This is a genomic window from Streptomyces albus subsp. albus (assembly GCF_000725885.1).
GTDB lineage: Bacteria > Actinomycetota > Actinomycetes > Streptomycetales > Streptomycetaceae > Streptomyces > Streptomyces albus.
The window spans coordinates 194,034-217,104 of the sequence record NZ_JODR01000005.1; the positions used below are offsets into that span (position 1 = coordinate 194,034).

Here is a 23,071-nt window from a genome sequence, read left to right on the forward strand (position 1 = left end):
CGGCCCACGGGCCGCACAGGAAACGCGGAGGAACCTGATGCACGACGGGAAGCCCGCCCACGAGCCCGGCCAGGACCTCTACCCGGCCGACCGGCTCGACCGCGCCCGGGCCGCCGCGGCACGCGCCGACCTCGACGCCCTGCTGATCTCACCCGGTGCCGATCTGCGGTATCTGACCGGTTACGACGCCTTGCAGCTGGAGCGGCTGACCTGCCTGGTGCTCCCCGCGGACGGCCGCCCCTTCCTCCTGGTCCCGGCGCTGGAGGAGCCCGCCGCGGCGGCCTCACCCGCCGGCGGACTGGATCTGGACCTGGTCGCCTGGGAGGAGACCGACGACCCCTACGCCCTCATCGCCGGCCGGCTGCCCGCCCCGCCCGCCCGGGTCGGCGTCGACAACCACATGTGGGCGGAGAAGCTCCTCGCCTTCCGCCGCGTGCTCCCCGAATCCCGGCAGGAGCTGGCCGGGACGGTGCTCAACGAGCTGAGGATCCGCAAGACGCCGCAGGAGGTGGACGCCCTGCGCCGGGCCGGGGCCGCCATCGACCGAGTGCACGCCCGCATGGGGGAGTGGCTGCGGGCCGGCCGTACCGAGCGAGAGGTGGGACGGGACATCGCCGCGGCCATCACCGAGGAAGGACATGCCCGCGCCGACTTCGTCATCGTCGGCTCAGGACCCAACGGCGCCAGTCCCCACCACGAGCTGTCCGACCGCGTGATCCAGCCCGGTGACCCGGTGGTGGTCGACATCGGCGGTACCACCCCGGAGGGCTACTGCTCCGACTCGACCCGCGTCTACGCGGTGGGCGAGCCCCCCGAGGAGTTCCGGCGGCTCCACGACGTACTGCTGCGCGCCCAGCGGGCCCAGACCGAGGCGGTGCGCCCGGGCATCACCGCGGAGGAGCTGGACGCCGTCGGGCGTGACCTCATCGCGGAGGCCGGGTACGGCTCCCGCTTCATCCACCGCACCGGCCACGGCATCGGACTGGAAACCCACGAGGAGCCCTACATCGTCGCGGGCAACCGGCTGCCGCTGGCCGAGGGCATGACCTTCTCCGTCGAACCCGGGATCTACCTGCCCGACAGGTACGGCGCCCGCATCGAGGACATCGTGGTCTGCACCGCGACCGGAGGGGAACGGCTCAACCTGACGGACCGTGAACTGGTCGTCCTGCCCTGACGCCGGCGCCTCCCGGGGGCCGGGCCGCCGTCCCGCGCCCCCGCCGCCGGGCACGTCCTGCGGGCGGGCCCGGCATGGCGGCCCCTCGGGCCGGAACGATAAGTTCAGGCCACAATGAGCCGGTTGGCTCCAGCGTCATGAGGGGGTTGTGGTGGCTGACGGGTTCAAGCGCCGTACACCGAGCCGGTGGGGAGAGGGCGGCGCGCTGCGTGACGAGATCCTGGCGGCTGCCGCGCGTCTGCTGACGGAGTCCGGCCGGGAGGGCGACCTCTCCCTCCGCGCGGTGGCCCGCGAGGTCGGCATCTCGGCACCCAGCATCTATCTGCACTTCGCCGACCGCGCTGAGCTGGTGGCGACGGTCACGCAGCGGGCGTACGAGCGGCTGGCCACCGAGTTGCGGGAGGCCAGGGAGGGCGAGGCCGCGAACGGGCCGCGGGCCGGACTGCAGGCCATGACCCGCCGGTACTGCCAGCTGGCGCTGGACAACCCGAAGCTCTACCGGTTGATGTTCGGTATCGAGAGGACCCTCCGCTCCCGCGAGGAGATGGCCTCCCATCCGCTGTTCCTGGTCTCCCAGGTGTGGCTGGAGGCGGTGGCGGCCTGCCGGGGTGGCGGTGGTGAGGGCCGCGACGAGAAGCGGGCCGGCGACATGGAGGGTGAGGGCCGCGACGACCAGCGGGTCGCCTGGCTGCTGTGGTTCTCCCTGCACGGAGTGGTGGCGATGGCCATGTCCACACCGTTCGAGACGGACCGGCACGCCATGCAGGAGATGGCGGACGACCTTCTGAAGCTGGCGTTGGCCGGATAACCCCCGTGCGGAATCCCCTTCTCCGGTCGCATGGTTGCCCAGGGCACCTAACGGTGTTAGTAAACGGGGGTCGCAATTCCTCTGCCATGGAGGCATGCATGACCGAGACAGTGGCGGACACCGCAGCCGGACTGCCCGCATACCCCGCGCCCAGGGCAGCCGGATGCCCCTTCGACCCGCCTCCCGTCCTCCGTACCCTCCAGACCGAAAAGCCCGTCTCCCGCGTGCGGATCTGGGACGGCACCCAGCCATGGCTCATCACCCGCCACGAAGACGTACGCGCCCTGCTCAACGACCCCCGTGTCAGCGCCGACTCGACCCGCGAGGGCTATCCGCACCGCTCCGCCGCGATGCAGGGCAGCGACCCGGCCGCCCAGACCTTCCTGACCATGGACGACCCCGAACACGCCCGGCTCCGCCGCATGGTGACGGCACCGTTCGCGATCAAGAAGGTGGAGGCCCTGCGGCCGTCCGTCCAGCAGATCGTCGACGACCTGATCGACACCATGCTCGCCGGCCCCAAACCGGTCGACCTCGTCGAGCAGTTCGCACTGCCGGTGCCCAGCCTCGTCATCTGCGAACTGCTCGGCGTCCCTTATGAGAAGCACGACTTCTTCCAGCGCCACACCAAGGTCATAGTCCGCCGGACCTCGACGCCGGAGGAAGTGGCGGCGGCCAACAAGGCGCTCACCGACTACCTGGACGAACTCCTCGCCGACAAACTCGCCCATCCCGCCGGCGACATGCTGTCCGCGCTCGCCACGGAACGGGTGGCCACCGGCGAGATGACACGGCACGAGGCCGCCCGCATGGGCACCCTGCTGCTCGGCGCGGGCCACGAGACCACCGCGAACATGATCGCTCTAGGCACTCTCGCCCTGCTGCGCAACCCCGGCCAACTGGCCCTCCTGCGCGAGACGGACGACCCCAAGGCGGTGGCCGGCGCCGTCGAGGAACTCCTGCGCTACTTGAACATCACCCACTCCGGGCGCCGCCGTGTGGCGCTGGCGGACATCGAGATCGGCGGCGAGACCATCCGCGCCGGCGAAGGGATCATCTTCGCCAACGACATCGCCAACCGCGACCCGGACGCCTTCCCCGACCCCGACCGGCTCGACCTCACCCGCCCCGCCCGCCGCCACGTCGCCTTCGGCTACGGCGTGCACCAGTGCCTCGGCCAGCCGCTCGCCCGCGTCGAACTCCAGGTCGTCTACAGCACCCTCTACCGCCGTATCCCCACCCTTCGGCTGGCCACCGACTTCGACGAGGTGCGCTTCAAGCACGACGGCATCGTCTACGGGGTCTACGAACTCCCCGTCACCTGGTGACCCACAAGACCGCGACCCCACTGCCGGAATCGAGGAAACCCATGCGTGTGGAAGCCGACCAGCCCAAGTGCGTCGCGTCCGGACAGTGCGTCCTGGCGGCCCCCGACGTCTTCGACCAGGACGACGACGGCATCGTCGTCGTGCTCGACGACCACCCAGAGGAGAGCACGCACGACGACGTACGCGAAGCCGCGGCGATCTGCCCGGCCGCGGCCATCCGGCTGGCGGACAAATGACGGACCGCCGGCCGCTGCGCCGCATCGTGATAGCGGGGGCCTCGGCAGCCGGGCTCTCGGCCGCCGAGACCCTGCGCCGGGAAGGATTCGAAGGCGCCCTCACCCTCATCGGCCGCGAACCGCACCTTCCCTACGACCGGCCGCCGCTGTCCAAACAGGTCCTCACCGGAACCTGGCCGGCCGAACGCACGGCACTGCGCCGGCCGGAAGATATCGATGCCCTCGATCTCGAACTGAGGCTGGGCACGGCGGCAGCCGCACTGAGCCCGGCCGCCCGCACTGTCACACTCGCCGACGGCACCGAGACCGGCTACGACGCCCTGATCGTCGCCACCGGGGTCCGGCCACGGCGGCTGCCCTGGTGCGGCACCCCCGGCGTACACGTCCTGCGCGACCTCCCCGACGCCCTGGCCCTGCGGCAGCGGCTGACCGCAGGACGCCGACTCGTCGTGGTGGGCGCCGGGTTCCTCGGATCGGAGGTCGCCGCAGCCGCCCGCACCCTCGATGTGGCCGTGACCCTCGTCGAACCCGCACCCACCCCCCTCGCCCATCTCGTCGGGCCGGACGCCGGCGCCTTTCTGACGCGGCTGCACCGCGACAACGGCGTGGACCTGCGGCTGGGCACCGAGGTCACCGGCATCGTCACCGCCGGCGGCCGGGCCACAGGCGTCCGCCTGGCCGACGGCACCCTGCTTCCGGCCGACGACGTGCTCGTCGCGATCGGCTCCGAACCCAACACCGCCTGGCTCCGGGACAGCGGACTGCGGCTCTTCGACGGGGTGCTGTGCGACGAGTACAGCGCCGCCGCCCCGGACGTGTACGCGGCAGGCGACGTGGCCCGCTGGCACAATCCGCTCTTCGGCACCGACATGCGCGTCGAGCACCGCACCAACGCCGCGGAACAGGGCATGGCCGCCGCCCGCAACCTGCTGCACCCCGAGCGGGCCGCACCATTCGCCCCGGTGCCGTACTTCTGGTCCGACCAGCACGGCACGAGGATCCAGGCGTACGGCTGCCTGCGCGGCCACGACGAGGCACAGGTCGTGGAGGGCGACCCGGCGGACGGCCGTTTCCTCGTGGCCTACCGCACGGGCCCCGCCCTCACCGGCGCTCTCGCCGTCGGCATGCCGCCGAAGGCCCTCCGCCGGTGGCGGGCCGCCATCGCGGCCCGCACCCAGTGGCGGTCGCCCGCCGACTCGCTCGTCGCCTGACCGCAGGACACCCCGCCGCACGGCTCCCGTACGCGTCTTTCGTACGGGAGCCGTGCGGCCCTGCCCGGGCGGGAGGCGTCGCTACGACGAGACCGGGTTCCGGCCCTGCAGCAGCAGCTGTGCTGCCGCGTCCGGCCCGTGCCGGCCGTCGAACTCGTGGAAGGCCCGCTCGATCTCGGCGTGCACGCGGCCGACGAGCGGTTCGAAGTCGCGGTGGGTGACGATCAGGAACTGCCGTTCCCGCATGGCTTCGAGTACCTGTTCACCGACACGGTCCGGATCGGCGCCCTGGGCCAGCATCGCGTTGTTCGCGGCCACTGCCTCGGCCTTCACCTCCCGCCCGAGCAGTTCCGCCTCGGCTCGGGCGGCGGTGGTGGTGATACGGGTGGCCACGGTGCCCGGGACGAGCAGGGAGACCCCGATGCCGGTTTCCCTCAGCTCGTCCCTGAGCACCATCGAGAACCCCACACTGGCGAACTTCGACGAGGCGTAGGCGCCCACGTGGATCATCGGGACGATGCCCGCCATCGAGGCGGTGTTCATGATGTGCGCCCGGCGGCCGTGCCGTTTGAACCGGGGGAGGAACGTCGAGACCCCGCTGAACTGGCCCTCGATGTTGACCGAGAAGACCCAGCGCCAGACCTCCAGTGGTGTCTCGTCGATCGGCCCGCCCCCGTTCACGCCGGCGTTGTTGCACAGGATCGAGACCGGCCCGAGCGCCTCCTCGGCCCGGTCGGCAGCGGCGGTCCAGCTGCCGGCATCACTCACATCGAGTGGAACGGCCGTCACGACGCCACCGGCTGCGGTCAGCTCCTCGGCGACCTCGGCGAGCCGCTCCTCATCGATGTCGGCGAGCGCCACCTTGGCCCCCGCGGCGATGAGTGCCCGGCTGACGCCGAGGCCGATCCCCGATGCCGCGCCTGTGACGAACGCGGCTTCCCCGGCCGGCCAGTTCATACGTCTCTCCTCGCTCTTGCATCGCCGCTTCGGTCCGCGGCGGACTGCGCTCACGGTGGACCGGGGCCGGCACCCGGCGACACCGCCGTTCGCGGCGGATACCGGCCGCCCGGCCCGCCGTTCACGCGCCCGGCGAGGTGACCGCTCCCCGCGCCCGGCTCCGGGCGGCAGCACGGCGCGCGAATGGCGGGGGAACTGCCTGATATCCGCCTCGCCCGGCGGTGCCACCGGCCGGTTTTGCCGTCGGACCATTTGCTGGGCCCCGCCCGGATGCACGTGACAGATACCGAGGGAATCCCGACGATGCTCAAGTACTCACGGCCGCCGTTCGACCCGGAGGTCGAGGCGGCGCTGGCCGCCCTTGCGGAACAGATCCCGGCGGTCACTCCCGGGTCGATCCCGGCCCTGCGCCGGGCCCCGTTGCCCGTTCTCTCCGACGAGGCTCTGCTCGCCGTCGGGGTCACGCGCCGGGACGTGACCGTCCGCAGCCATCAAGGCGCGGAACTCGTCGCCAGCGTGATCGCCCGTTCCGGCCACACCGGCGCGGGCCCGGGCATCTATCACATCCACGGCGGCGGGATGATCGCCGGTGAGCGTATGACCGGGGTGGGCCAGATCCTGCCGTGGATCGTGGAGCACGACGCCGTGGCCGTGACCGTGGAGTACCGGCTCGCGCCCGAGTTCCCCGACCCGTACCCGGTCGAGGACTGCTACGCGGGTCTCGTGTGGACGGCCGAGCACGCCGCCGAACTCGGCATCGACCCCGGCAAGCTGCTCATCGCCGGCGCCAGCGCCGGGGGAGGGCTCGCCGCGGGCACCGCCCTCCTGGCCCGTGACCGCAACGGGCCCGGGCTCATCGGCCAGGTGCTGATGTGCCCGATGCTGGACGACCGGGACCGCACCGTCTCCAGCGCACAGTACGAGAACGCCGGCCTCTGGGTCCGGGAGAGCAACCGGACGGGGTGGGACGCGCTGCTGGGGGAGCGGCGCGGTACCGACAGGGTGTCGGTCTACGCCGCGCCGGCCCGTGCGACCGACTTGACGGGGCTGCCGCCCGCTTTCATCGACTGCGGCTCGGCCGAGGTCTTCCGGGACGAGGACGTCGCGTACGCGACAGCGCTCTGGCACTCCGGCGTCCAGGCCGAGCTGCACGTCTGGCCCGGTGGCTTCCACGGATTCGACATGGTCGCGCCGGAATCCGGTATCGCACGGGCGGCGATCGCGGCGCGGAACGGATGGGTCGCGCGCACCCTCGGCGCCCGGCTCCCGGACACCGGCGGGCGGCGGTAGGCGGGGTGGGCACTTGGCGCCGGTTACGGGCCCGAGCGCCGAAGCCGCACATTTCCGGCGCATGACAGGAGTGTCGGCGCCGGAGGAAACGGCCACCGAAGGGCGGTGGCTTCCAACGAGAAGCTGAAGGAAGAGGATGAAGGCAGCACGTTTCTACGGCAAGGAAGACCTCCGCATCGAGGAGGTGCCGGAGCCCAGTCCCGGCCCGGGGCAGGTCAAGCTGCGCAACGCGTTCGCCGGGATCTGCGGCTCCGACCTTCATTTCTTCTTCTACCCCGAGTCGCTGCCGTTCCCGCTGGACGAGCCGCACCCCCTGACCGGGGCCACTCTTCCGCAGATTCTCGGTCACGAGTTCTCCGGCACCGTCGTCGAGGTCGGCGAGGGCGTGACGGATGTGCAGGTCGGCGACCGCTGTGCCGTCTTCCCGCTGGCGGTCTCCTGCGGCAAGTGCGCCGCCTGCCGCAAGGGCCTGCCCTTCTCGTGCAGGCTGATGGGCTCGCTCGGGTCGAACGCGGAGGGCGGCGGTCTGTCGGAGTTCACCGTGTGCGACGCGTCGAAGGCGCACGTACTGCCGGACGGTGTGGATCTGCGGATGGGTGCGCTGGTCGAGCCGATGGCGGTGGGCTGGCACGCTGCCGCGCGCAGTGGTGCGGAACCGGGCGGCAGCGCGCTCGTCGCGGGAGCCGGGCCGGTCGGTATCGGCGCCTGGTTCGCGTTCAAGGCCCGTGGAGTGGAGAAGGTACTGGTGTCCGAGCCGAGCGCGGACCGTCGCGCGCTCATGGCCGCGCTGGGCGCCAGGGTTGTCGACCCGGTGAACGAGGATCTCGCGACTGCTGTCACCTCGCTCACCGGCGGTGACGGCGTGGACGTCGCGGTGGACGCCGCCGGCGCGGGCGCGGCGGTCTCCTCGGCCGTGGCGGGTCTGGTGCCCGGCGGTCGCCTGGTGGTCGCCGCGCTGCACGAGCACACGATGGACTTCCAGCCCACGCAGCTCATGATGGGGGAGACCGAGATCGTGGGCGCGGTCGGCTACCGCCCCGAGGAGTTCGACGCGGTCATCGCCGCCATGGCCGACGGGTTCTACGACACCACCGGCTGGGTGAAGGAGGTGCCGCTGGAAGGCATCGTCGACGCTCTCCACTCGCTGCGCCGCGGCGTCGGCGGGAAGACCCTCCTGCGCCTCGGCTGAGCGTCCCGGACGCTCCGGTACGGGCGGGCCCGGAACCTGCCCGTACCGGCCTGCGCCCTCTCCGCGGCCCGGGCCGCGCGAACGGCGGAGGACACCGGCCGGGACAGCGGCGTCCGGCGGTTCCCCGCGAGGCGGCCCGCCCAGCACGATTGACACACGCCGCGACCACGCGGTGCGGAAGAAGGAGCCCCCATGTCCAGCAGCGTTTCCCGTCCCCCGTTCGACCCGGAGCTGGAGGCCGTGCTCGCGGTCCTAGCGGATCGGATACCGCCGACCATGACCGCGGAGATGATCCCCGGCATGCGTCAGGCAGCACCGGCGGAGGTCACCGACGAGATGCTCAAGGCTTCAGGCCTGACCCGGCGGGACGTGGCGGTCCCGGGACATCTGGGCGACGAGATCACCGTCTCGGTGATCGCCCGCGAGGACCGTCAGGGGCTCGGGCCGGGGATCTACCACACGCACGGCGGCGGCATGGTCTCCGGCGACCGGTTCTCCGGCCTGGCCCAGGCCCTCCCGTGGGTCGTCGAGCACGATGCCGTCCTGGTCACCGTCGACTACCGGCTCGCCCCCGAGTACCCCGATCCCTATCCGGTCGAGGACTGCTACGCGGGTCTCGTGTGGACGGCCGAGCACGCCCGGGAAATCGGCATGGATCCCGACCGGCTGCTCATCGCCGGTCAGAGCGCAGGCGGTGGTCTGGCCGCCGGCACCGCACTGATGGCACGCGACCGGCAGGGACCGGACCTCATCGGCCAGGTCCTCATGTATCCGATGCTCGACGACAGGGACCGGACGGTCTCCTCGGCCCAGTTCGACGGCGTCGGCGTCTGGGACCGCGGGAGCAATGTCATGGGCTGGACCGCGCTGCTGGGGGAGCGGCGCGGCACCGACGACGTGTCGGTCTACGCCGCGCCCGCCCGTGCGACCGACTTGACGGGGCTGCCGCCCGCTTTCATCGACTGCGGCTCGGCCGAGGTCTTCCGGGACGAGGATGTCGCCTACGCGACAGCCCTCTGGCACGCGGGAGTGCAGGCCGAACTGCACATCTGGCCCGGCGGCTTCCACGGGTTCGACCTGACCGCGCCGCACACCGCGCTCGCGCACGCCATGACGGCCGCCCGCAACGCTTGGGTGGCCCGCACTCTGGGGGCATGACCCGGCGCTCGATACACTGCCGAAGAGGAGCAAAGGAGCGCAATTGCACCATTTGGTCGGTCGGCTCAGCGCACTCGACCCGGAGGCGAGCGAGACCCTGCGGATCGTGTCGTACTTCGACGTCCTCATCACCCGGGGCGCCGGGCTCGACGGGCTCCTGCGGGGCGCCGCGGTCCTTTCCGGGACGGTCGCGGGTGCCGAGGTCCGGGGGCGCGTGAGCCGGCGCGACCCCGACGGGCATCCGGTCACGGCGGCCGGCGAAACCCGTCGTTCCCCTGAGATGTCCCACGGCGACTGGACGGTGTGGCTGGAGAGGGACGGGGAGCCGGGGCCCCACGACGCGATGATCGTGGAGCGCCTCGCGCTGGGCGTCGAGCTGATCGAGGGGCGCCGCCGTCCCGAGGGCGGCTTCGAGGTGGTCATCGATCCGGCCCGTCCGGTCGCCGAGCGGGTCACGCATCTCGCCAGGCACCGGCTCGATCCGGCGACGCCGGTACGGATCCTGGCCACCGCCGCCGACACCGCCGAGACCGGCGCACCCTCCGCGATCGTGCCGACCAGATACGGGCTGCTGCGGGCGACACTCGATGTCTTCGGCAAGCTCGACCCTCCGGAACCGGTCGGGTTCGGAACCTGGGTACGCGCCGACCGGGCCCCCGAATCCTGGGACGCGGCGATCATCGCGCTGCGGTTGACGGACGAATCCGTACCGGCTGTCGACGCGACCGAGCTCGGAGCGATGCTCCTGCTCGCCCAGGCGTACGACCCGCAGCACCCGCACGAGGACGTGCGCGCTCTGGCCGGGCTCGATGCGCGTTCCGCGGAAGTGCTCCGCACGCTGGTGGAAGCCGACAGCATCCGCTCCGCCGCCGTCGCACTGGGCATGCACCACTCCACCGTGCAAGCACGCCACGAAGCGCTGACGCACACCCTGGGCTACGACCCCCGCACCAACGCCGGCCGGATGCGGTACATCGCCGCGGCGCTGCTGCAACGCCTCACCGCTCCGGCCGCCCCGGCGCCCGCCGGGCCGGCGTAGCCGGTCATGCCGGGCTCATGGCCCGGCCTGCTCCCGCTCTGTGCCCGCTCCCGCTTTCCGCCTGGCACCGGCGCGCGGGGCAGCGCGCCACCACCGACGCGACCACCGCGCAACCGCGGCCGTTAGACGGAGCCCGTGAAACGTGACCCGCCCGCCGCAGGCCCGAGGTTCCGGCGGCGTCCCCGGGATGCCGCCGTGCACCCTCCCTGCCCCACTGCACAGCACGTCAGCCGGGACACGGCGGCATCCGTACGTCACATGTCTCGTACGTCAAATGTCCCGGAAGAGGCCGGCGGCTGCCTGGACGTCGGTGAGGTCCTCCACCGAGCGCAGGTCGTCGCACAGGGTCTCCAGGACCGAGCCGGCCCCGGCCGCGTCCGGGGCGCCCACGGCGACGCCGAAGACCCTGAAGCCCAGCAGCCGCTTGGTCTCCTCCCAGCCGCGCAGCCACTCGTCGGTGACGCCGCACTCGTCGTCGGTGATCAGCACGATGTCGCCGCGTGCGCGGGCCGCGTCGTCGAACTCCTCCCTCAGCAGCTGCCCGGCCACTGACAGCGGCGTCTGGTAGCTGGTGCCGCCGCCGAGGAAGGTCTCCGCGAAATCGAGGGCCTGGACGATGCCGGCGGGCCGGTCGGCCGGGAAACGGAAGACCTTCAGCCGGTCGGCGGAGGAGAACAGGATGCCCACGAAGTCACGCTTCGCGTGGCGGGCCTGGTCCAGCAGCGCCAGGGCGCACGCCTTGGCCCACGCCTCCCGGGTGACCCCGCCGGGCCCCGCCTCGTACATGGAATGCGAGGTGTCCACGCAGGCGATGACGGCGCCCCGGCCGCTGTTCTCCTCGCCCCGCGTGTCGTAGAGCATCAGCTCGCCGGCGGCGAACCGGGCGGCGAAGACCGCACGCAGCTCGGGCAGACCGAGATGGGCCAGCTCGGAGGGGATGACGCGGGACAGGTCGTCGCCGAGCGTGACACCGACCAGCTCCCCGGTGGCGTTCTCCACCCTGCGGGCGCGCTCGCCGCGGGCCAGCTGCCGGAACCGGCCGATCAGCTCGGCCCACTGGGCGAGCCGGCCGGTGCGCAGCCGTTCGGCGAGGCGGGCACGCTGGTCGAACGGCAGCCGTTCCAGCTCGCCTGGACTCACGCCCCACGTCCGCATCAGCGCGGCCTCCCGCCGCGCGGCCGACGCCGCCTTCGCTGCCGCGCTTCGTACGGACGCACGGATCCCGGCAGCCGCCGCCGCGGTGGCCTGCGCGGCGTCCCCGGCCGCCTGCCGCGCCGCCGCCTCGGCCGTCTCCGCGGCGTCGACCGCCCCGCGCACGGCCTCCGCGGCGGCGGACGGCACGGTACCGTCCTCGCCCGCCGCGTCCGCGGCCTGCCGGAGCGCCTCGCCCACGGCGGTCGCCGCGTCCAGCGCCGCCTGCCGGGCCTGCTTCGCCTGCCGGCCCCGTTCCTGGGCGTCCCGCGACCGGTCCAGCAGCCGGCGCACCGCTCCGGCCTGGGCGAGCACGGCCATCGCGGCGGCATAGGGGTCCCCGGCCGTCTCCCGGTGCAGCTCGGCGAACTCCCACGACTCCGTCAGCGACGTGATGACCTGGTGGTTGACCAGCCGCGAGGGATCCATCTGCGCGGGCTCGCGCAGCCGCGGACCGGTCTTGTACGCCGCCAGGAACGCGTCGGTCAGCAGGTCGGCGGCGCTCTCGTGACGCCCGGCCAGTTCCTCGGCGAGCTCGCGCAGTCCGGCCGACTGCTCGTAGGTGTCGCGCCAGGTGATCCGGTCGAACCGGTCCGCGACCACGACCGCGGTGTACCCCGCGGGCGCCGCCGACAGACCCAGCCACTTCCCGGCCGGGCCCGCCAGCTCCTCCAGCCTGCTCACCGGTGCGCCCACGATTCCGTTCCCCCCGGTGTCACAGCTGGGCCTCCACCATGCTCGCGTCCACGCCGAGGGCCTCGGTGAGGACACGGGCACGCACAGCGCGCTGGCGGCCGGCGACGCGCTCTATGGCGGCGGTGGAGCGGCCGGCCGTCGCCGCCTCGGCACGCAGCTGCTCCAGCCGCTTCCCCGCCGTGGCGAGCTTGTTGTGGGCCTGCTTGATGACCCACTCGCTCAGCGCCTCACGGGACTGCCCGGCCATGGCGTCGAGCTGTGCCTCCAGCTCGTCGACGACATCGGCGAGGTCGAGGGCCTCCCTGGCGTCGGGGTTGACCAGTTGCAGCACTTCCCGCTCGACGGTCGGGCGTTCGGCCGGGGAGTTCCACAGGACGTGGGTCAGCACCGACAGATCCGACTCGGCGACCGCGGGGCGGCCGTCGAGGTACGCGGACGCCTGGAGGAGGCCCACCGCCTGCCGCCAGCGGCGGTCGGAGGCGATCAGTTCCTTGCGGCGCAGGGCGGCCCGCAGGGTGCACAGCGCGTCCACGATCGTGTCCGGGACCTCCACGGCAGGGACGCTCCCGGTCACGGCGTCCTGCAGCGCGGCCAGTTCGACCGTGGTCCGTGCCGGCTCCACGGGCCGGCTGACGGCGGAGCGGACGAGCGCGGCGAAGTTCGCTGGATCCGCCAGGTAGCCGACCTCGATGCGTACCAGCAGACGGTCGTAGATCGCGGCCGAGTCCTCCCCGCCGGGCAGCTCGTTGCTCGCCGTGATGGCGCCGATCAGCGGGCAGCGGATCGGCGCGCCGCCGTTCTCGGGGTGGTAGATCCGCTCGTTGAGGTAGCCCAGCGTCTCGTTGAGCGCGGCCGTGGAACATTTGAAGATCTCGTCGATGAAGGCGACGTGCGCGGTCGTGGCCCGTCCGTCGTATACCTGGCGGTACTCGCCCCGCGCCAGAGCGGCGACGTCTATCGGCCCGAACATCCGGGTCGGCGCGGTGAACTTCGACAGCAGGATCTCCCAGTAGGAGGCCCCCTCGACTCTGGCGGTCAGCTCGCGGGCCATCTCCGACTTGGCCGTCCCGGGCGGGCCGAGGACCAGCGAGTGCTGCCCGGCCAGCAGCGTCACCACCAGCGTCCGCACCACATCGGCCCGTTCGTAGAAACGGTCGGACAACTCGTCGCCGATCGCGCGCAGCCTCTTGGCCGTGTCCTGCGCATCGTGTGCGCCCATGCTCAACTCCTCGTCCGGGACGCCCCTGCCGGGCCGGCGAGCAGGCCCCATCTCCCTCCCCCCTCCGAGGTCACGACGGCGTGGCACACGGCTGAGGGGACACGGTGACGCGGTCGTTCTCGGAGGCGGCCCTGCGCCGACAGGTGTGCGGCGGCAGCACGCCGGGCCCTCGTCGATCTTCGATTCTTCCGCAGAACCCGCGCGCACTCCAAAGCGGACCGCCCTCTTCCGAGCATGGACCGTCGCTCAGCGGAACCGGGACAGTTCCTCCTGGTGGTCCCGCACGGCGGGGGACATCCTCAGCCGGGCGGGCTCCAGCAGGTTGCCGGCCATACGGGCACGGTCGCGCTCACCGCGCCGGTAGGCCGTGACGATGTGCTGCGCATGGGAGGGGAGCAGCGTCTCCCCGAACGGCGACTCGTGCGGATCGACGACGGCCTCGACGACGGCGGGCCCCTCGTGCGCCAGCGCTTCGGCCAGCACGTCACGGGCGTGGTCCGCGCGGTCGATGCGGTAGGCGGCCAGACCGCACGCCTCGGCGACTTTGCAGAAGTCGACCGGATGCAGATCGCAGGCCGTCTGCGGATTGCCGAGCAGCGCGTTCTGCTCCCAGACCTCCAGAGAGAGGGAGTCGTTCCGCAGCACGATCACCTTCACCGGCAGCCCGTGCTGCGCCAGGGAGGCCAGTTCCCCCATGCCCATAGTCATGCTGCCGTCCCCCGTGAAGGCGATGACGGGCCGGTCGGGGTGGGCGATCTGGGCGCCGATGGCGTACGGCAAGGCGGCCCCCATGCTGCACAGGGTGCCGGAGAAGGAGTACCGCATGCCGCGCCGCAACCGCAGCCTGTTCGACCAGGCGGTGACACTGCCGGCGTCACCGGTGACGATGGCGCCGTCCGGCAGCACCTCGGAAAGCTGCCAGGTGACGGTCTGCGGACGCATGGGAACGGCACTCCCGTCGGTGCCCTGCTGCCGCAGCAGCTCCCACCACTCCGCGGTGGCCCGCTGGGCGCGCTCCAGAAAGCCGCGGTCGCTCTTCCTTTCCAGCAGCGGCAGCAGCGCCCGCAGCGTGGTGCCGGCGTCTCCGACGAGCCCGACCTCGACGGGGTACCGCAGGGCGATGCGGTCGGCGTTGACGTCGATCTGCACCGCTCGCGCCTGCCCGGGCGCGGGCCAGAACTCGTGGTACGGCGTGGACGAACCGACGATGAGGAAGCCGTCGCAGTCCTCGAACACCTGATGGCTGGCGCGTGTGCCGATCAGCCCCATACCGCCGGTGGTGTACGGGCTGTCGTCCGGTACGCAGTCCTTGCCCAGCCCGGCCTTCACGATCGGCGCGCCCAGCGTCTCGGCGACCTCTTCCAGTTCTTCGCCGGCACCTCGCGCCCCGGCTCCCGCACAGATGGCGATGCGCTCGCAGCCTGCCAGTACGTCGGCGGCGGCGCGTAGCTGCTCGTGCGGCGGGCGGACGGTGAAGGGCTGCGCCGCCAGCGAGGTGTGACCCGGCGTGTTCTTGGGGGAGCGGGTGTCCTCGGTCCAGGACTGGACGTCGATGGGGATGGCCAGATGGGAGGGCGTGCGGTTCATCAGGGCGCTGCGCACGGCGAGATCGGTCGCCGTGACGGCGTGCGCCGGCCCCATGATCCGTTCGTTGTAGAGGCAGGCCTGGTCGAAGAGCCGGTCGGGGGGCACGTCCTGGAGGAGGTGGGTGCCGACGGTGTCGTGGTAGGAGAGACCGGTGATCGCAAGGAGCGGGACACCGTCGATCCGGGCGTCGTAGACGCCGTTGAGCAGATGGATCGCCCCGGGCCCCGCAGTGGCCACGCAGACGGCCGGACGGCCGGTGAACTTGGCGTAGCCCACGCACGCGAGGGCGGCGTTCTCCTCGTGCCGCACGTGGACGAAACGCATCCGGGGATGGGTGCGCAGCGCTTCGAAGAATCCGTTGATCTGGTCCCCGCACAGACCGAAGCAGGTGTCGATCCCCCAATCAAGCAGACGTTCGACGACGAGATCGGACGTCGTTCGGGGAGAACCGTCCTCGGACATACCTGTGCTCCTCCCAGGGACGCGGAACAAGGGCCGCTGAGGTGTGGAGCGCCCGGCACCTCGCGCGTGCCGCCTTCGGAGTCATGGCCGTTTCGGAAAGGCGTACGAACGGCCCTCACCTTCGCACGAGCGGCGCCGCCCCGCCGGGCAGGAACACCGGATGTCCCGCGCCCCGGCGGCCGGCTCACCCGGGCGGACGCGCTGTTCTTGTCCGACTGTCACACGTGCGCAGCAACAGGGCATGCGGGCCTACGCCGCCGGAGAGGCTGCCGCCGGCTCACCGAAGCGGCCGGGCGCCGACTCGTGGGCCGCGCACCGGCCGAAGAATCTCCGCCCTCGCTCGCGGAGGCAGGGTTCGGCACGGCGTGAGAAGCGAGGCGGGCCCACTCGTTCCTGGAACGGGATGGAGGCGAGGAACTGTTCCGGCTTGCGTCCGTAGCGGCGACGGAGGCGCTCCGAGCACCGAGTCCGTCCGGGGCCAGTTGGCAGAAGCCCGGGCCGGCTGTCCGGGGAGCGGCCACCGCAGCCGTTCCCCGGACGCCGTCCTCCCTCAGCCGGTGCGCCACGGCGTGCGCCGTGGCGAGACGGAAGCCGGATCCGGCCGCCGGTCCGGGCGAGGGACACCCGTACCGTCCCGTTCGGGCGACTTCAGAGCTTGTGACGCCGCCGGACGTCCGGCATCGCCGTCACCGGGTCTCGCACCTCGGCCGTCGTACTAGTTGCTGACGACGCGGTAGGCACTGACCCACGGGCCGATGCTGCCGTAGCCGGAGCCGTCGATGGTGATCGACCCTCCGGTGCAGTCGGCGTTGTCCCACAGCTCCACCCGGCGGGTGGGGACCTCGGTGCGCGCGGACCGGATCCTGTCGTTCCAGCCGTTGCCGACGTACTTGCACTCACCGATCTCGCCGGAGAACCACTGGTCCAGTCCTTCGAAGCCCGTGGAACCGAAGGCGTGCCAGCTGCTGGCCGTCACCCGAGGAGAGTCGGCGGACGAGTCCGGGAGAGGCTGGGCGGAGGCCGACTGTGCGGCGACTACGGTGCCGGCCAGCGCCGCGGCCGTCATCAGAACCTTGCGTATCGCGGTCAAGACTTCTCCTTCGGTCAGACAGGGCGGATTCGGCTGAACGAGGCCGTCGAAGACGGGCCGAGCAGTCACTGAGGCACGCGCTCCGCAGCCCCGTCCGCTTGTGGCGGCGACGGTTGCCGCTACCACGCCCCTCGACATCAGCGGCAAGCTGCTGCGGGCCGATGCCGCAGGGGATCTGCGCTTCGTACGCTAAGAGCTCCCCCGTACTGGAGGTTCAAGCGGTTGTGACGCACCACACATGGAGCAGAGCCACCCTGCGGCAGGAACTCCCCTCGGATGCCGGTGTGGAGCACGAGCAGCGTCCAGCACAGGGCCCGGCGGTCCGGCATTCCAGCGGCCGGCTGGAGGCACTTCGGGCTTGGCTCCGGTGGCAACCGCTCGATCAGCGGTCACAGCCATCCGAGCTGCCCACGGCCGCGGCTGTCGCTTCCCGGCGACCACGCCGACGAGGCGGAAGTCCGGGCGCTCACGTGCTCAACGACTTCTGTCAAGCTCCTGAGAAGGGGCCAGGCCGGTCCCTCCTCCCCGTCGACGGGGGACGAGCAGGCTTGGAACAACGCGCGGGCTGTGACGGGCCGGGCCACCGGACGAACGCCCTCGCCCTTCCCCGGATAACGAGAAGGCGCCCGGAATGACGGATTTTGTCAAGCGAATCGTGATCAAAGCCAGGTTCACATCGGACGATGTCGACTTCGTCTCCATGCAACGCGGCTGGATTCTGCAGCACCATCAGAAAGCGGAGGCGGGGGCCAGCATCGACATCTGGGTCACAAGTGATCGCCGGACCGAGATTCACCAAGTCGACGACCGTCATATCGGCACTCGATACTTCACGCTGCGCGGTCCCGGCAGCCGAGAGGTAGCAGAGCATATCCGGCAGGACTGCGAACTCTGGTCCATATCGGAGGCGTTGGGCGAGCTGGAGAGGGTGCGTGCCCGGGGGCGAGAAGCTGATCTGCATCTATGCGGCAGCACTCGCCGCCGGCGAAGGAGACGGCGAGCGGATCACGCAGTCGTTCCGGGACCTCGTACGCGACCCTGACGCAGGAATTCGCCAGTCGGTGATCATTGCTACCGGTTACTTCCCATATCCAGGACTCGTCGACCTCGTCAGGGATCTCCGCGACAGCGACCCCGCCGCCCATGTGAGGAAGAATGCGCAGATTCTCCTGGACGGGCTTTCTGTGGGGAAGTGATGAGCGGAGCCCCCGGTAGCCAGCTCTCCATGAAGGGCCCGCCACAAGAAGCAGCGCCTAAGCTGCCGTCATGGAGGACACCGCAGGAACCATACGGATCAGGCCGGGTGGACCCGCCGACGCGCAGGCCGTCCTCGACATGCTCGACGGCGCGGTGGCCTGGATGAACGCGCGCGGGAACACCGAGCAGTGGGGTACCACGCCGTTCTCCCGGAAGCCGGACGGGCCGCAGCGGGTGCGGCGGTACACCTCGGAGAACTCGCCCTTCGTCGCGGAGCTGGACGGCTCGCCGGTCGGAGCGCTGGTACTGGGCCTCGGGCCCGACCCGAGCATGCCGATCGCCCCGGCGGGGGAACCCGAGCGGTACGTACGGCTGCTCGTCTCCGACCGGCGCCATGCCGGCCTCGGTGTCGGAGCGGCCCTCCTGGCGCACGCCGTCGAACAGACCCGGCATGCCAGGGTCGGCCTGCTGCGGGTCGACTGCTGGGCGGGCGGCGGGGGCGCACTGGTCGCGTACTACGAGCGCAACGGCTTCGTGCGCACCGACACCTTCCTGCACGGAGACTGGCCGGGCCAGGTGCTGGCCCGGCGCGTCGAGTGACGACCGGGTCTCACCTTCCCGAAGGGCCGCGAGCGCGGTCGGCGCTGCGGCATGCCCGTCCTGACACTCGTGACAGCACGCGTTCGCAGTACAACCGTCTGTGTGTTCCAGTAGTCGAAACACCTGCCACCCCCGGCCCGTTCGACTCCTGGAGCCCACGCGTATGCATCCCCAGCACCAACCCCGCCCCCAGCCCCACCGCCACCGGGCGGCACGTCCGGCCAAGCGCGTGCACAAGCCGCTCTTCATCCTGGGCGTCCCCGTCGTCGTCATCGCTGCCATCGCAGTCGGCACCGACGACGACACGGGCGCCGGCAGCACCGGTGAGCGTGAACCGCGAGCACGGCCCACCACGGTGCCGGAGTACAAGGTGATCAGAGAGAACATGGGCGGCAAGACGGGGAAGGCCGACCTGCTGATGCCCAAGGCCAGACCCGAGGCCGCCGAGGCGGCCATACGCGACTACGCCGAGAAGATCGACGGGCCCCGCGCGGTGAGCGTCGGCGTCGTCCGCTCCGAGGACGCCGCCGTCGTCGTCTGCCGCGGGGAGTGGCGCGAGGACGAGCGTGCCGCACGCCTCTACGGCGGTGAGCCCGGGCTTGCCGTCGAATGTCCCGATCCCGTGCCCATCGGCAGCGACGAGGGTGACCGGGCCGCCGCGGAGAAGGCGGCCGGCATCCCGCCGAAGCCGACCGGTGCGGCACGTACTGCCTACCTCGACGCCGTGCGTGAGATCGTTCCGGCACTCGCGGCCGAGCCGGACAAGGCCGTCGACGCGGGCCGCAATCAGTGCGCGGCGCTGGGCAGGGGCAGCACCGGCCTGGACCGTCTCGCCGCCCAGCGGTTCGGCGACGGCGCGCATCCGCTCACCGAGGCCCAAGGCGGCCGGCTGAACGCAGTGCTGCGCAAGACCCTGTGCCCCGAGCCGTGACCGCGTAACCGTGGAACACGGCCGTGCTGCCGCTTGCCGCCAGTACCCGGTCGGGTCCCAGTGCCGGTGACGGAGGCGCGTGCGCGGGCCGCGGCACCTTCCGCGTGCGGGTTCCTGTCCCGGTGACGTCCCGGCACTCCTGACGCGGGTGCGGGTGCGGGTGCGGGTGCCGGTGCCGGGCAGCGGCGGTCCGCCCCCCTGCCGGCCGGTTCCGTTCCGGGTGCCGGCCGGCCTGTGACGGGTGCCGTCCGGCCTGTGACGGGTGGCTGCCGGGCCCTCCGGAGGTCGGGCCCGGCAGGCGGAGGGGCGGAGCCGGCGGAGCCGTTTCGCGGGGGTTGGGGCTGGCATACTGTCGCGGTGCCGTTTCCGCCGGAAGTGCGTCCCGAACCGATAACGGCCGAGCCTCCGCACGCTGCGGGCCGTCCTCTGCTCACCCAGTCCTGGCTCGATCTGACGTTCCTCCACTGGGCCGTCGACCCGGCCGAGGCCGCGCCGCTGCTGCCCGCCGGGACGCGGCCGGACACCGTGGACGGCACGACCTACGTCGGGCTCGTGGCCTTCCGGATGCACCGTGTGGGATGGCTCGGCCTTCCCGGCATTCCCTACCTCGGTTCGTTCCCGGAGACCAACGTCCGTCTGTACTCCGTGGACGCGCACGGCCGGCGCGGAGTGGTCTTCCGTTCCCTCGACGCGTCCAGGCTGCTCCCCGTGGCCGTCGGACGGGTCGCCTTCCGTCTCCCGTACCTGTGGTCGAGGATGCGGGTGCGGCGCCGGGGCGACACGGTCGTCTACACCAGTCGCCGCCGCTGGCCCGGCCCGCGAGGTGCCTACAGCCGGATCGCCGTCCGGATCGGCCGCCCGGTGGAGGAGCCTTCCGAGCTGGAGCATTTCCTGACCGCCCGCTGGGGCATGCACAGCCTGTTCTTCGGGCGTTCGGCCTACCTTCCCAACGTTCACCCGCGCTGGGCGCTGCACCGGGCCGAACTCCTCCACTGCGAGGAGAACCTCATTGCCGCGGCGGGTCTGCCCGCCCCGGCCGGGGAGCCGGTGAGCGTGCTGTACTCCCCGGGAGTGGCAGTACGGTTCTCACGCCCACCCGGCACGGCAAGGGCGCGACGCCTGCGGGACGAGCGGCCCCGGCCGGCCGGGGGCGGGACGCCCTGAGAGCATCGGGTGAGCAGACGGGTGCCGGGGCCGGCCCGGCGCGACCGGCCGCGGCGCCCTGGTACCCAGCCGTACGCGTGCCAAGGACGCCCTCATGGACAGAATGCTTCGCCCCGATGTCTCGTCGCTGACGGCCATGAGGGCGCACCGGTGGTTCACCGGGGAACCGGTCGCCGAGGAACAGCTGCACCACGTGCTGGAGGCCGGACGCTGGACCGGCTCGGCCCGTAACCGGCAGCCGTGGCGGTTCGTGGTGGTGCGCAGCCGGGCCGTGCGGCGGCAACTCGCGGGCCTGGGCGCCTACGCCGCACACCTGGCGACGGCACCCGTGGTGATCGCCCTGGGCGTCGACGAGGAGACGGGCGGGGAGGACGCCCAGTTCGACGCGGGCCGTGCCGCACAGCGCCACCGTGGCGCCGCCCCGGCGCGGAAGGGCGACGGCCCGGCCACTCGCGGGCACGGCACGGCGGAGAGGCGGAGGCCGCAGTGGTGAGGTTCCGCCCGGGGGATGCGCCGCACTGACGCGTCACGCTCGCCGCGCCGCCCTGGGCCGGTCTGACGGTGACCGGAGCACCGGCCCGAGGTCTCCCGCGACGCTCCGGTGCCCGCCGGGGTGCACGCCCGGGGCGATGCGGCGCCCCCGGGTAGGTGCACTTGGGAAGGCGCTCGCGGGGGAGCGCCGTCGTCATCGTTCGTCGCGGAGCGCGAGAAGGTACGTCGCTGTCAGCGCGACGCCGCGGTCCTCGTCCCGTGACAGCTCTTCGAGCGCCCGGGACGTGATGGCTCCGGGGATGTCACCGAGCGCCTGTGTCAGCCGTCGGCGTGCGGAGACTCCCACGGTGGCCTGGGCGAGGCGGTCGACGAGCCTGGTGGCGATCGGCTCCGCCATCGCGGGGCGACATGCCAGCGCGCTCAACACGTCCGCCGCATCGACGTCCTGCGTCTGCCCGGCCACCATGTCCACGAGCGTCGGCACTGCGTCGGTCACCCCGCGGGACCCGAGCGCCAACGCCGCCTGTCCGCGCACCACGGTGTCGTGGTGCGCGAGCGCTTCCCGCAGCAGTGCGGTCGCCGCACCGCCCGGGATCTCGGTGACGGACCGGACGGCTCGTCGCCGGACCTCGGCCAGCGGCGAGCGCAAGCCCTCCGCCAGCAGTGGCAGTCCGCTGTCACCCGACCGGGCCAGCGCCCAGCGGAGGGCCCCGGCGACGTTCGGGTCCGTCTCCCGCAGCACCGCCTCCACCAGCGCCTCCACCGGCACCGGCACCTCCCCGGCCGAGGACAGGGCCGCGCGCTGGCGCTTGCCCGCGCTCTTCGACCTCAGCGCCTGGAGGAGCGCGACGGAACGGAGCACATCCTCCCAGCCGGCGGGTTCCGCGGCGCCGATCCGACGAAGCCGGGTGAGCAGCTCCGTCTCCTCCGCGATGCGCTCCCGGGTCTGACGGATGAGGTCGTCGACGAGTTCCGAGGGTCTGAAGCCGGGATCCTCCAGCGCGCGTTTGACCTCGCGCAGCGAGAGCCCCAACGACCGCAGGCTCTCGATGTGGAAGACGCGCCGGATGTCCTCGGCGGAGTACTCCCGGTAGCCGGAGCCGGTACGGGCCGTCGGCCGCACCAGGCCGAGCGATTCGTAGTGTCTGAGCATGCGGGCACTGACCCCGGACCGTCGTGCCACCTCTCCGATCAGCACCGTCTGTCATTCCTCCTGGCCGGTTGTGCCGAGAGCCACGATGCGCTTCGCCTCCTCGACCGCGAAATCGAACCCGGTGTCCGGGTCGTGCGACAACTGCTCCGTGGCGAGCGCGTGCGCGCGCACGCGCGGGTCCGGATCGCTCTCGGCAGTATGCACGGCCGGCAGCATGGCATCGCCGAGTGCGATCAGCGCCCGGCTGAGGCTCAGCTGCACCTCGCGTCCGCCGCGTCCGAGCTGCGAGGCCAACACCGCCGCGAGGGCGGGCGCTTCGTCCTCGGGTACGAGCACGACCGCCGCCCGCCACGCGCTCCGTGCCACCTCGTCGTCGGCGTCGGTCAGCAGCGACCGTGTGATCGCCGGCCACGCCCGCCGGTCGCCGATCTTGGACAGTGTGTGCAACGCCTGGCTGCGCGCCTGCGCATGCTCCGAGCGGACCGCATCGAGCAGGTGCGGGAGCGTGAGCGGCGCGGGGTGGCGGGTGAGCGCCCATGTCAGCATCTCCCGCACCGAGAAGTCGGGCTCGAGGGCGCAGCGTCCGACGAGTTCGCCGATCAACCGGGGGTCGGGCTCCGAGCCGACGGCCAGTGCCGCCCTCAGCCGTACCGAGGCGCGGCTGTCCTGGAGCCCCCGAAGAGCCCGCACCGCGTCCGTGTCCTGTTCCGCGTCCTGGTCCGCCATGGTCACCGGGACCACCTCCTCGGGACCAGCGAAGGGCTTGTCACCGTGTCAAGGTCAAGCGGGGGCTCCCCGCACGGCGAAGGCCGCCCACTCGCGGCGGGAGCGCCGGCGAGTGAGCGGCCGATCAGGACACCCGGCTCCCAGGGCGGGCGGAAGCCGTCGGGACGTGC

21 protein-coding genes are annotated in these 23,071 nt (G+C 72.1%); 14 read left to right on the forward strand and 7 right to left on the reverse strand.

What is annotated here, in order from left to right; translation table 11 throughout:
* Window positions 1-37 precede the first annotated feature (37 nt).
* The 5 genes from IO40_RS0107015 to IO40_RS0107035 all read left to right on the forward strand — a co-directional run bounded on the left by IO40_RS0107015 (window position 38) and on the right by IO40_RS0107035 (window position 4,760).
* Window positions 38-1,177, forward strand: a complete 1,140-nt coding sequence (locus tag IO40_RS0107015; RefSeq protein ID WP_031175057.1) for an aminopeptidase P family protein — start codon at window positions 38-40, stop codon at window positions 1,175-1,177.
* Window positions 1,178-1,328: 151 nt separating this feature from the next.
* On the forward strand, window positions 1,329-1,985 hold the full coding sequence (locus IO40_RS0107020; RefSeq protein ID WP_106963866.1) for a TetR/AcrR family transcriptional regulator: 657 nt from the start codon (window positions 1,329-1,331) through the stop codon (window positions 1,983-1,985).
* A gap of 98 nt (window positions 1,986-2,083) precedes the next feature.
* Window positions 2,084-3,313: a cytochrome P450 gene (locus IO40_RS0107025; RefSeq protein WP_016471674.1), complete on the forward strand. Its 1,230-nt coding sequence runs from the start codon at window positions 2,084-2,086 to the stop codon at window positions 3,311-3,313.
* 41 nt (window positions 3,314-3,354) lie between these two features.
* Entirely contained in the window at window positions 3,355-3,549 is a 195-nt protein-coding gene (locus tag IO40_RS0107030) for a ferredoxin (protein WP_031175058.1), read from the forward strand.
* Window positions 3,546-4,760, forward strand: a complete 1,215-nt coding sequence (locus IO40_RS0107035; RefSeq protein ID WP_031175059.1) for an NAD(P)/FAD-dependent oxidoreductase — start codon at window positions 3,546-3,548, stop codon at window positions 4,758-4,760. Before IO40_RS0107030 ends, IO40_RS0107035 begins: the two co-directional genes overlap by 4 nt.
* A gap of 81 nt (window positions 4,761-4,841) precedes the next feature.
* Here IO40_RS0107035 and IO40_RS0107040 read toward each other — a convergent pair whose 3' ends face one another.
* Window positions 4,842-5,717: an SDR family oxidoreductase gene (locus IO40_RS0107040; RefSeq protein ID WP_031175060.1), complete on the reverse strand. Its 876-nt coding sequence runs from the start codon at window positions 5,715-5,717 to the stop codon at window positions 4,842-4,844.
* Window positions 5,718-6,020: 303 nt separating this feature from the next.
* Here IO40_RS0107040 and IO40_RS0107045 point away from each other — a divergent pair, with 303 nt between their 5' ends.
* The 4 genes from IO40_RS0107045 to IO40_RS0107060 all read left to right on the forward strand — a co-directional run bounded on the left by IO40_RS0107045 (window position 6,021) and on the right by IO40_RS0107060 (window position 10,393).
* The gene (locus tag IO40_RS0107045; RefSeq protein ID WP_016471678.1) at window positions 6,021-7,007 is read left to right on the forward strand and encodes an alpha/beta hydrolase; all 987 of its coding nucleotides are present in this window, start codon (window positions 6,021-6,023) and stop codon (window positions 7,005-7,007) included.
* Between the two features lie 136 nt (window positions 7,008-7,143).
* Window positions 7,144-8,196 carry an alcohol dehydrogenase catalytic domain-containing protein gene (locus IO40_RS0107050; RefSeq protein ID WP_016471679.1) on the forward strand — a complete coding sequence of 351 codons (1,053 nt, stop codon included), beginning with the start codon at window positions 7,144-7,146 and terminating at the stop codon, window positions 8,194-8,196.
* 192 nt (window positions 8,197-8,388) lie between these two features.
* Window positions 8,389-9,354: an alpha/beta hydrolase gene (locus tag IO40_RS0107055; RefSeq protein WP_016471680.1), complete on the forward strand. Its 966-nt coding sequence runs from the start codon at window positions 8,389-8,391 to the stop codon at window positions 9,352-9,354.
* Window positions 9,355-9,397: 43 nt separating this feature from the next.
* Window positions 9,398-10,393 (forward strand): hypothetical protein, encoded by a 996-nt coding sequence (locus IO40_RS0107060; protein ID WP_031175061.1) that lies wholly within the window; start codon window positions 9,398-9,400, stop codon window positions 10,391-10,393.
* Between the two features lie 270 nt (window positions 10,394-10,663).
* Here IO40_RS0107060 and IO40_RS0107065 read toward each other — a convergent pair whose 3' ends face one another.
* The 4 genes from IO40_RS0107065 to IO40_RS0107080 all read right to left on the reverse strand — a co-directional run bounded on the left by IO40_RS0107065 (window position 10,664) and on the right by IO40_RS0107080 (window position 16,638).
* Window positions 10,664-12,280: a VWA domain-containing protein gene (locus IO40_RS0107065; RefSeq protein ID WP_016471682.1), complete on the reverse strand. Its 1,617-nt coding sequence runs from the start codon at window positions 12,278-12,280 to the stop codon at window positions 10,664-10,666.
* A gap of 19 nt (window positions 12,281-12,299) precedes the next feature.
* Window positions 12,300-13,499 carry an AAA family ATPase gene (locus tag IO40_RS0107070; RefSeq protein ID WP_016471683.1) on the reverse strand — a complete coding sequence of 400 codons (1,200 nt, stop codon included), beginning with the start codon at window positions 13,497-13,499 and terminating at the stop codon, window positions 12,300-12,302.
* Between the two features lie 246 nt (window positions 13,500-13,745).
* Window positions 13,746-15,548: a thiamine pyrophosphate-dependent enzyme gene (locus IO40_RS0107075; protein ID WP_016471684.1), complete on the reverse strand. Its 1,803-nt coding sequence runs from the start codon at window positions 15,546-15,548 to the stop codon at window positions 13,746-13,748.
* A 715-nt stretch (window positions 15,549-16,263) separates the two neighbouring features.
* A complete protein-coding gene (locus tag IO40_RS0107080; RefSeq protein ID WP_016471685.1) occupies window positions 16,264-16,638 on the reverse strand; it encodes a peptidase inhibitor family I36 protein in 375 nt (124 codons plus the stop codon).
* 932 nt (window positions 16,639-17,570) lie between these two features.
* On the opposite strand from IO40_RS0107080, the gene IO40_RS0107085 reads away from it, so the two are divergent.
* The 5 genes from IO40_RS0107085 to IO40_RS0107105 all read left to right on the forward strand — a co-directional run bounded on the left by IO40_RS0107085 (window position 17,571) and on the right by IO40_RS0107105 (window position 21,023).
* A complete protein-coding gene (locus IO40_RS0107085; protein WP_031175062.1) occupies window positions 17,571-17,834 on the forward strand; it encodes a HEAT repeat domain-containing protein in 264 nt (87 codons plus the stop codon).
* Window positions 17,835-17,904: 70 nt separating this feature from the next.
* A complete protein-coding gene (locus IO40_RS0107090) occupies window positions 17,905-18,435 on the forward strand; it encodes a GNAT family N-acetyltransferase (protein WP_016471687.1) in 531 nt (176 codons plus the stop codon).
* A gap of 163 nt (window positions 18,436-18,598) precedes the next feature.
* A complete protein-coding gene (locus IO40_RS34745; RefSeq protein WP_016471688.1) occupies window positions 18,599-19,366 on the forward strand; it encodes a DUF732 domain-containing protein in 768 nt (255 codons plus the stop codon).
* 357 nt (window positions 19,367-19,723) lie between these two features.
* Complete coding sequence (locus tag IO40_RS0107100; protein ID WP_041968707.1) at window positions 19,724-20,530, forward strand: YqjF family protein; 807 nt, start codon at window positions 19,724-19,726, stop codon at window positions 20,528-20,530.
* Window positions 20,531-20,624: 94 nt separating this feature from the next.
* Window positions 20,625-21,023: a nitroreductase family protein gene (locus IO40_RS0107105; RefSeq protein ID WP_078659731.1), complete on the forward strand. Its 399-nt coding sequence runs from the start codon at window positions 20,625-20,627 to the stop codon at window positions 21,021-21,023.
* Window positions 21,024-21,215: 192 nt separating this feature from the next.
* Here the strand turns inward: IO40_RS0107105 and IO40_RS0107110 are convergent, their stop codons facing one another.
* Both IO40_RS0107110 and IO40_RS0107115 read right to left on the reverse strand, forming a co-directional pair.
* Window positions 21,216-22,220, reverse strand: coding sequence for a MerR family transcriptional regulator (locus IO40_RS0107110; protein WP_016471693.1), 1,005 nt, complete (start codon window positions 22,218-22,220; stop codon window positions 21,216-21,218).
* Window positions 22,221-22,226: 6 nt separating this feature from the next.
* Window positions 22,227-22,901 carry a HEAT repeat domain-containing protein gene (locus IO40_RS0107115; RefSeq protein ID WP_031175066.1) on the reverse strand — a complete coding sequence of 225 codons (675 nt, stop codon included), beginning with the start codon at window positions 22,899-22,901 and terminating at the stop codon, window positions 22,227-22,229.
* Between the last annotated feature and the right edge of the window lie 170 nt (window positions 22,902-23,071).

Excerpts from the sequence above, each read along its gene's own strand:
- IO40_RS0107050 (WP_016471679.1), top strand. The coding sequence starts at position 7,144 with ATGAAGGCAGCACGTTTCTACGGCAAGGAAGACCTCCGCATCGAGGAG.
- IO40_RS0107045 (WP_016471678.1), top strand. The coding sequence starts at position 6,021 with ATGCTCAAGTACTCACGGCCGCCGTTCGACCCGGAGGTCGAGGCGGCG.
- IO40_RS0107040 (WP_031175060.1), bottom strand. The coding sequence starts at position 5,717 with ATGAACTGGCCGGCCGGGGAAGCCGCGTTCGTCACAGGCGCGGCATCG.
- IO40_RS0107015 (WP_031175057.1), top strand. The coding sequence starts at position 38 with ATGCACGACGGGAAGCCCGCCCACGAGCCCGGCCAGGACCTCTACCCG.
- IO40_RS0107090 (WP_016471687.1), top strand. The coding sequence starts at position 17,905 with ATGGAGGACACCGCAGGAACCATACGGATCAGGCCGGGTGGACCCGCC.
- IO40_RS0107075 (WP_016471684.1), bottom strand. The coding sequence starts at position 15,548 with ATGTCCGAGGACGGTTCTCCCCGAACGACGTCCGATCTCGTCGTCGAA.
- IO40_RS0107055 (WP_016471680.1), top strand. The coding sequence starts at position 8,389 with ATGTCCAGCAGCGTTTCCCGTCCCCCGTTCGACCCGGAGCTGGAGGCC.
- IO40_RS0107030 (WP_031175058.1), top strand. The coding sequence starts at position 3,355 with ATGCGTGTGGAAGCCGACCAGCCCAAGTGCGTCGCGTCCGGACAGTGC.
- IO40_RS0107070 (WP_016471683.1), bottom strand. The coding sequence starts at position 13,499 with ATGGGCGCACACGATGCGCAGGACACGGCCAAGAGGCTGCGCGCGATC.
- IO40_RS0107025 (WP_016471674.1), top strand. The coding sequence starts at position 2,084 with ATGACCGAGACAGTGGCGGACACCGCAGCCGGACTGCCCGCATACCCC.
- IO40_RS0107115 (WP_031175066.1), bottom strand. The coding sequence starts at position 22,901 with ATGGCGGACCAGGACGCGGAACAGGACACGGACGCGGTGCGGGCTCTT.
- IO40_RS0107035 (WP_031175059.1), top strand. The coding sequence starts at position 3,546 with ATGACGGACCGCCGGCCGCTGCGCCGCATCGTGATAGCGGGGGCCTCG.
- IO40_RS0107105 (WP_078659731.1), top strand. The coding sequence starts at position 20,625 with ATGGACAGAATGCTTCGCCCCGATGTCTCGTCGCTGACGGCCATGAGG.
- IO40_RS34745 (WP_016471688.1), top strand. The coding sequence starts at position 18,599 with ATGCATCCCCAGCACCAACCCCGCCCCCAGCCCCACCGCCACCGGGCG.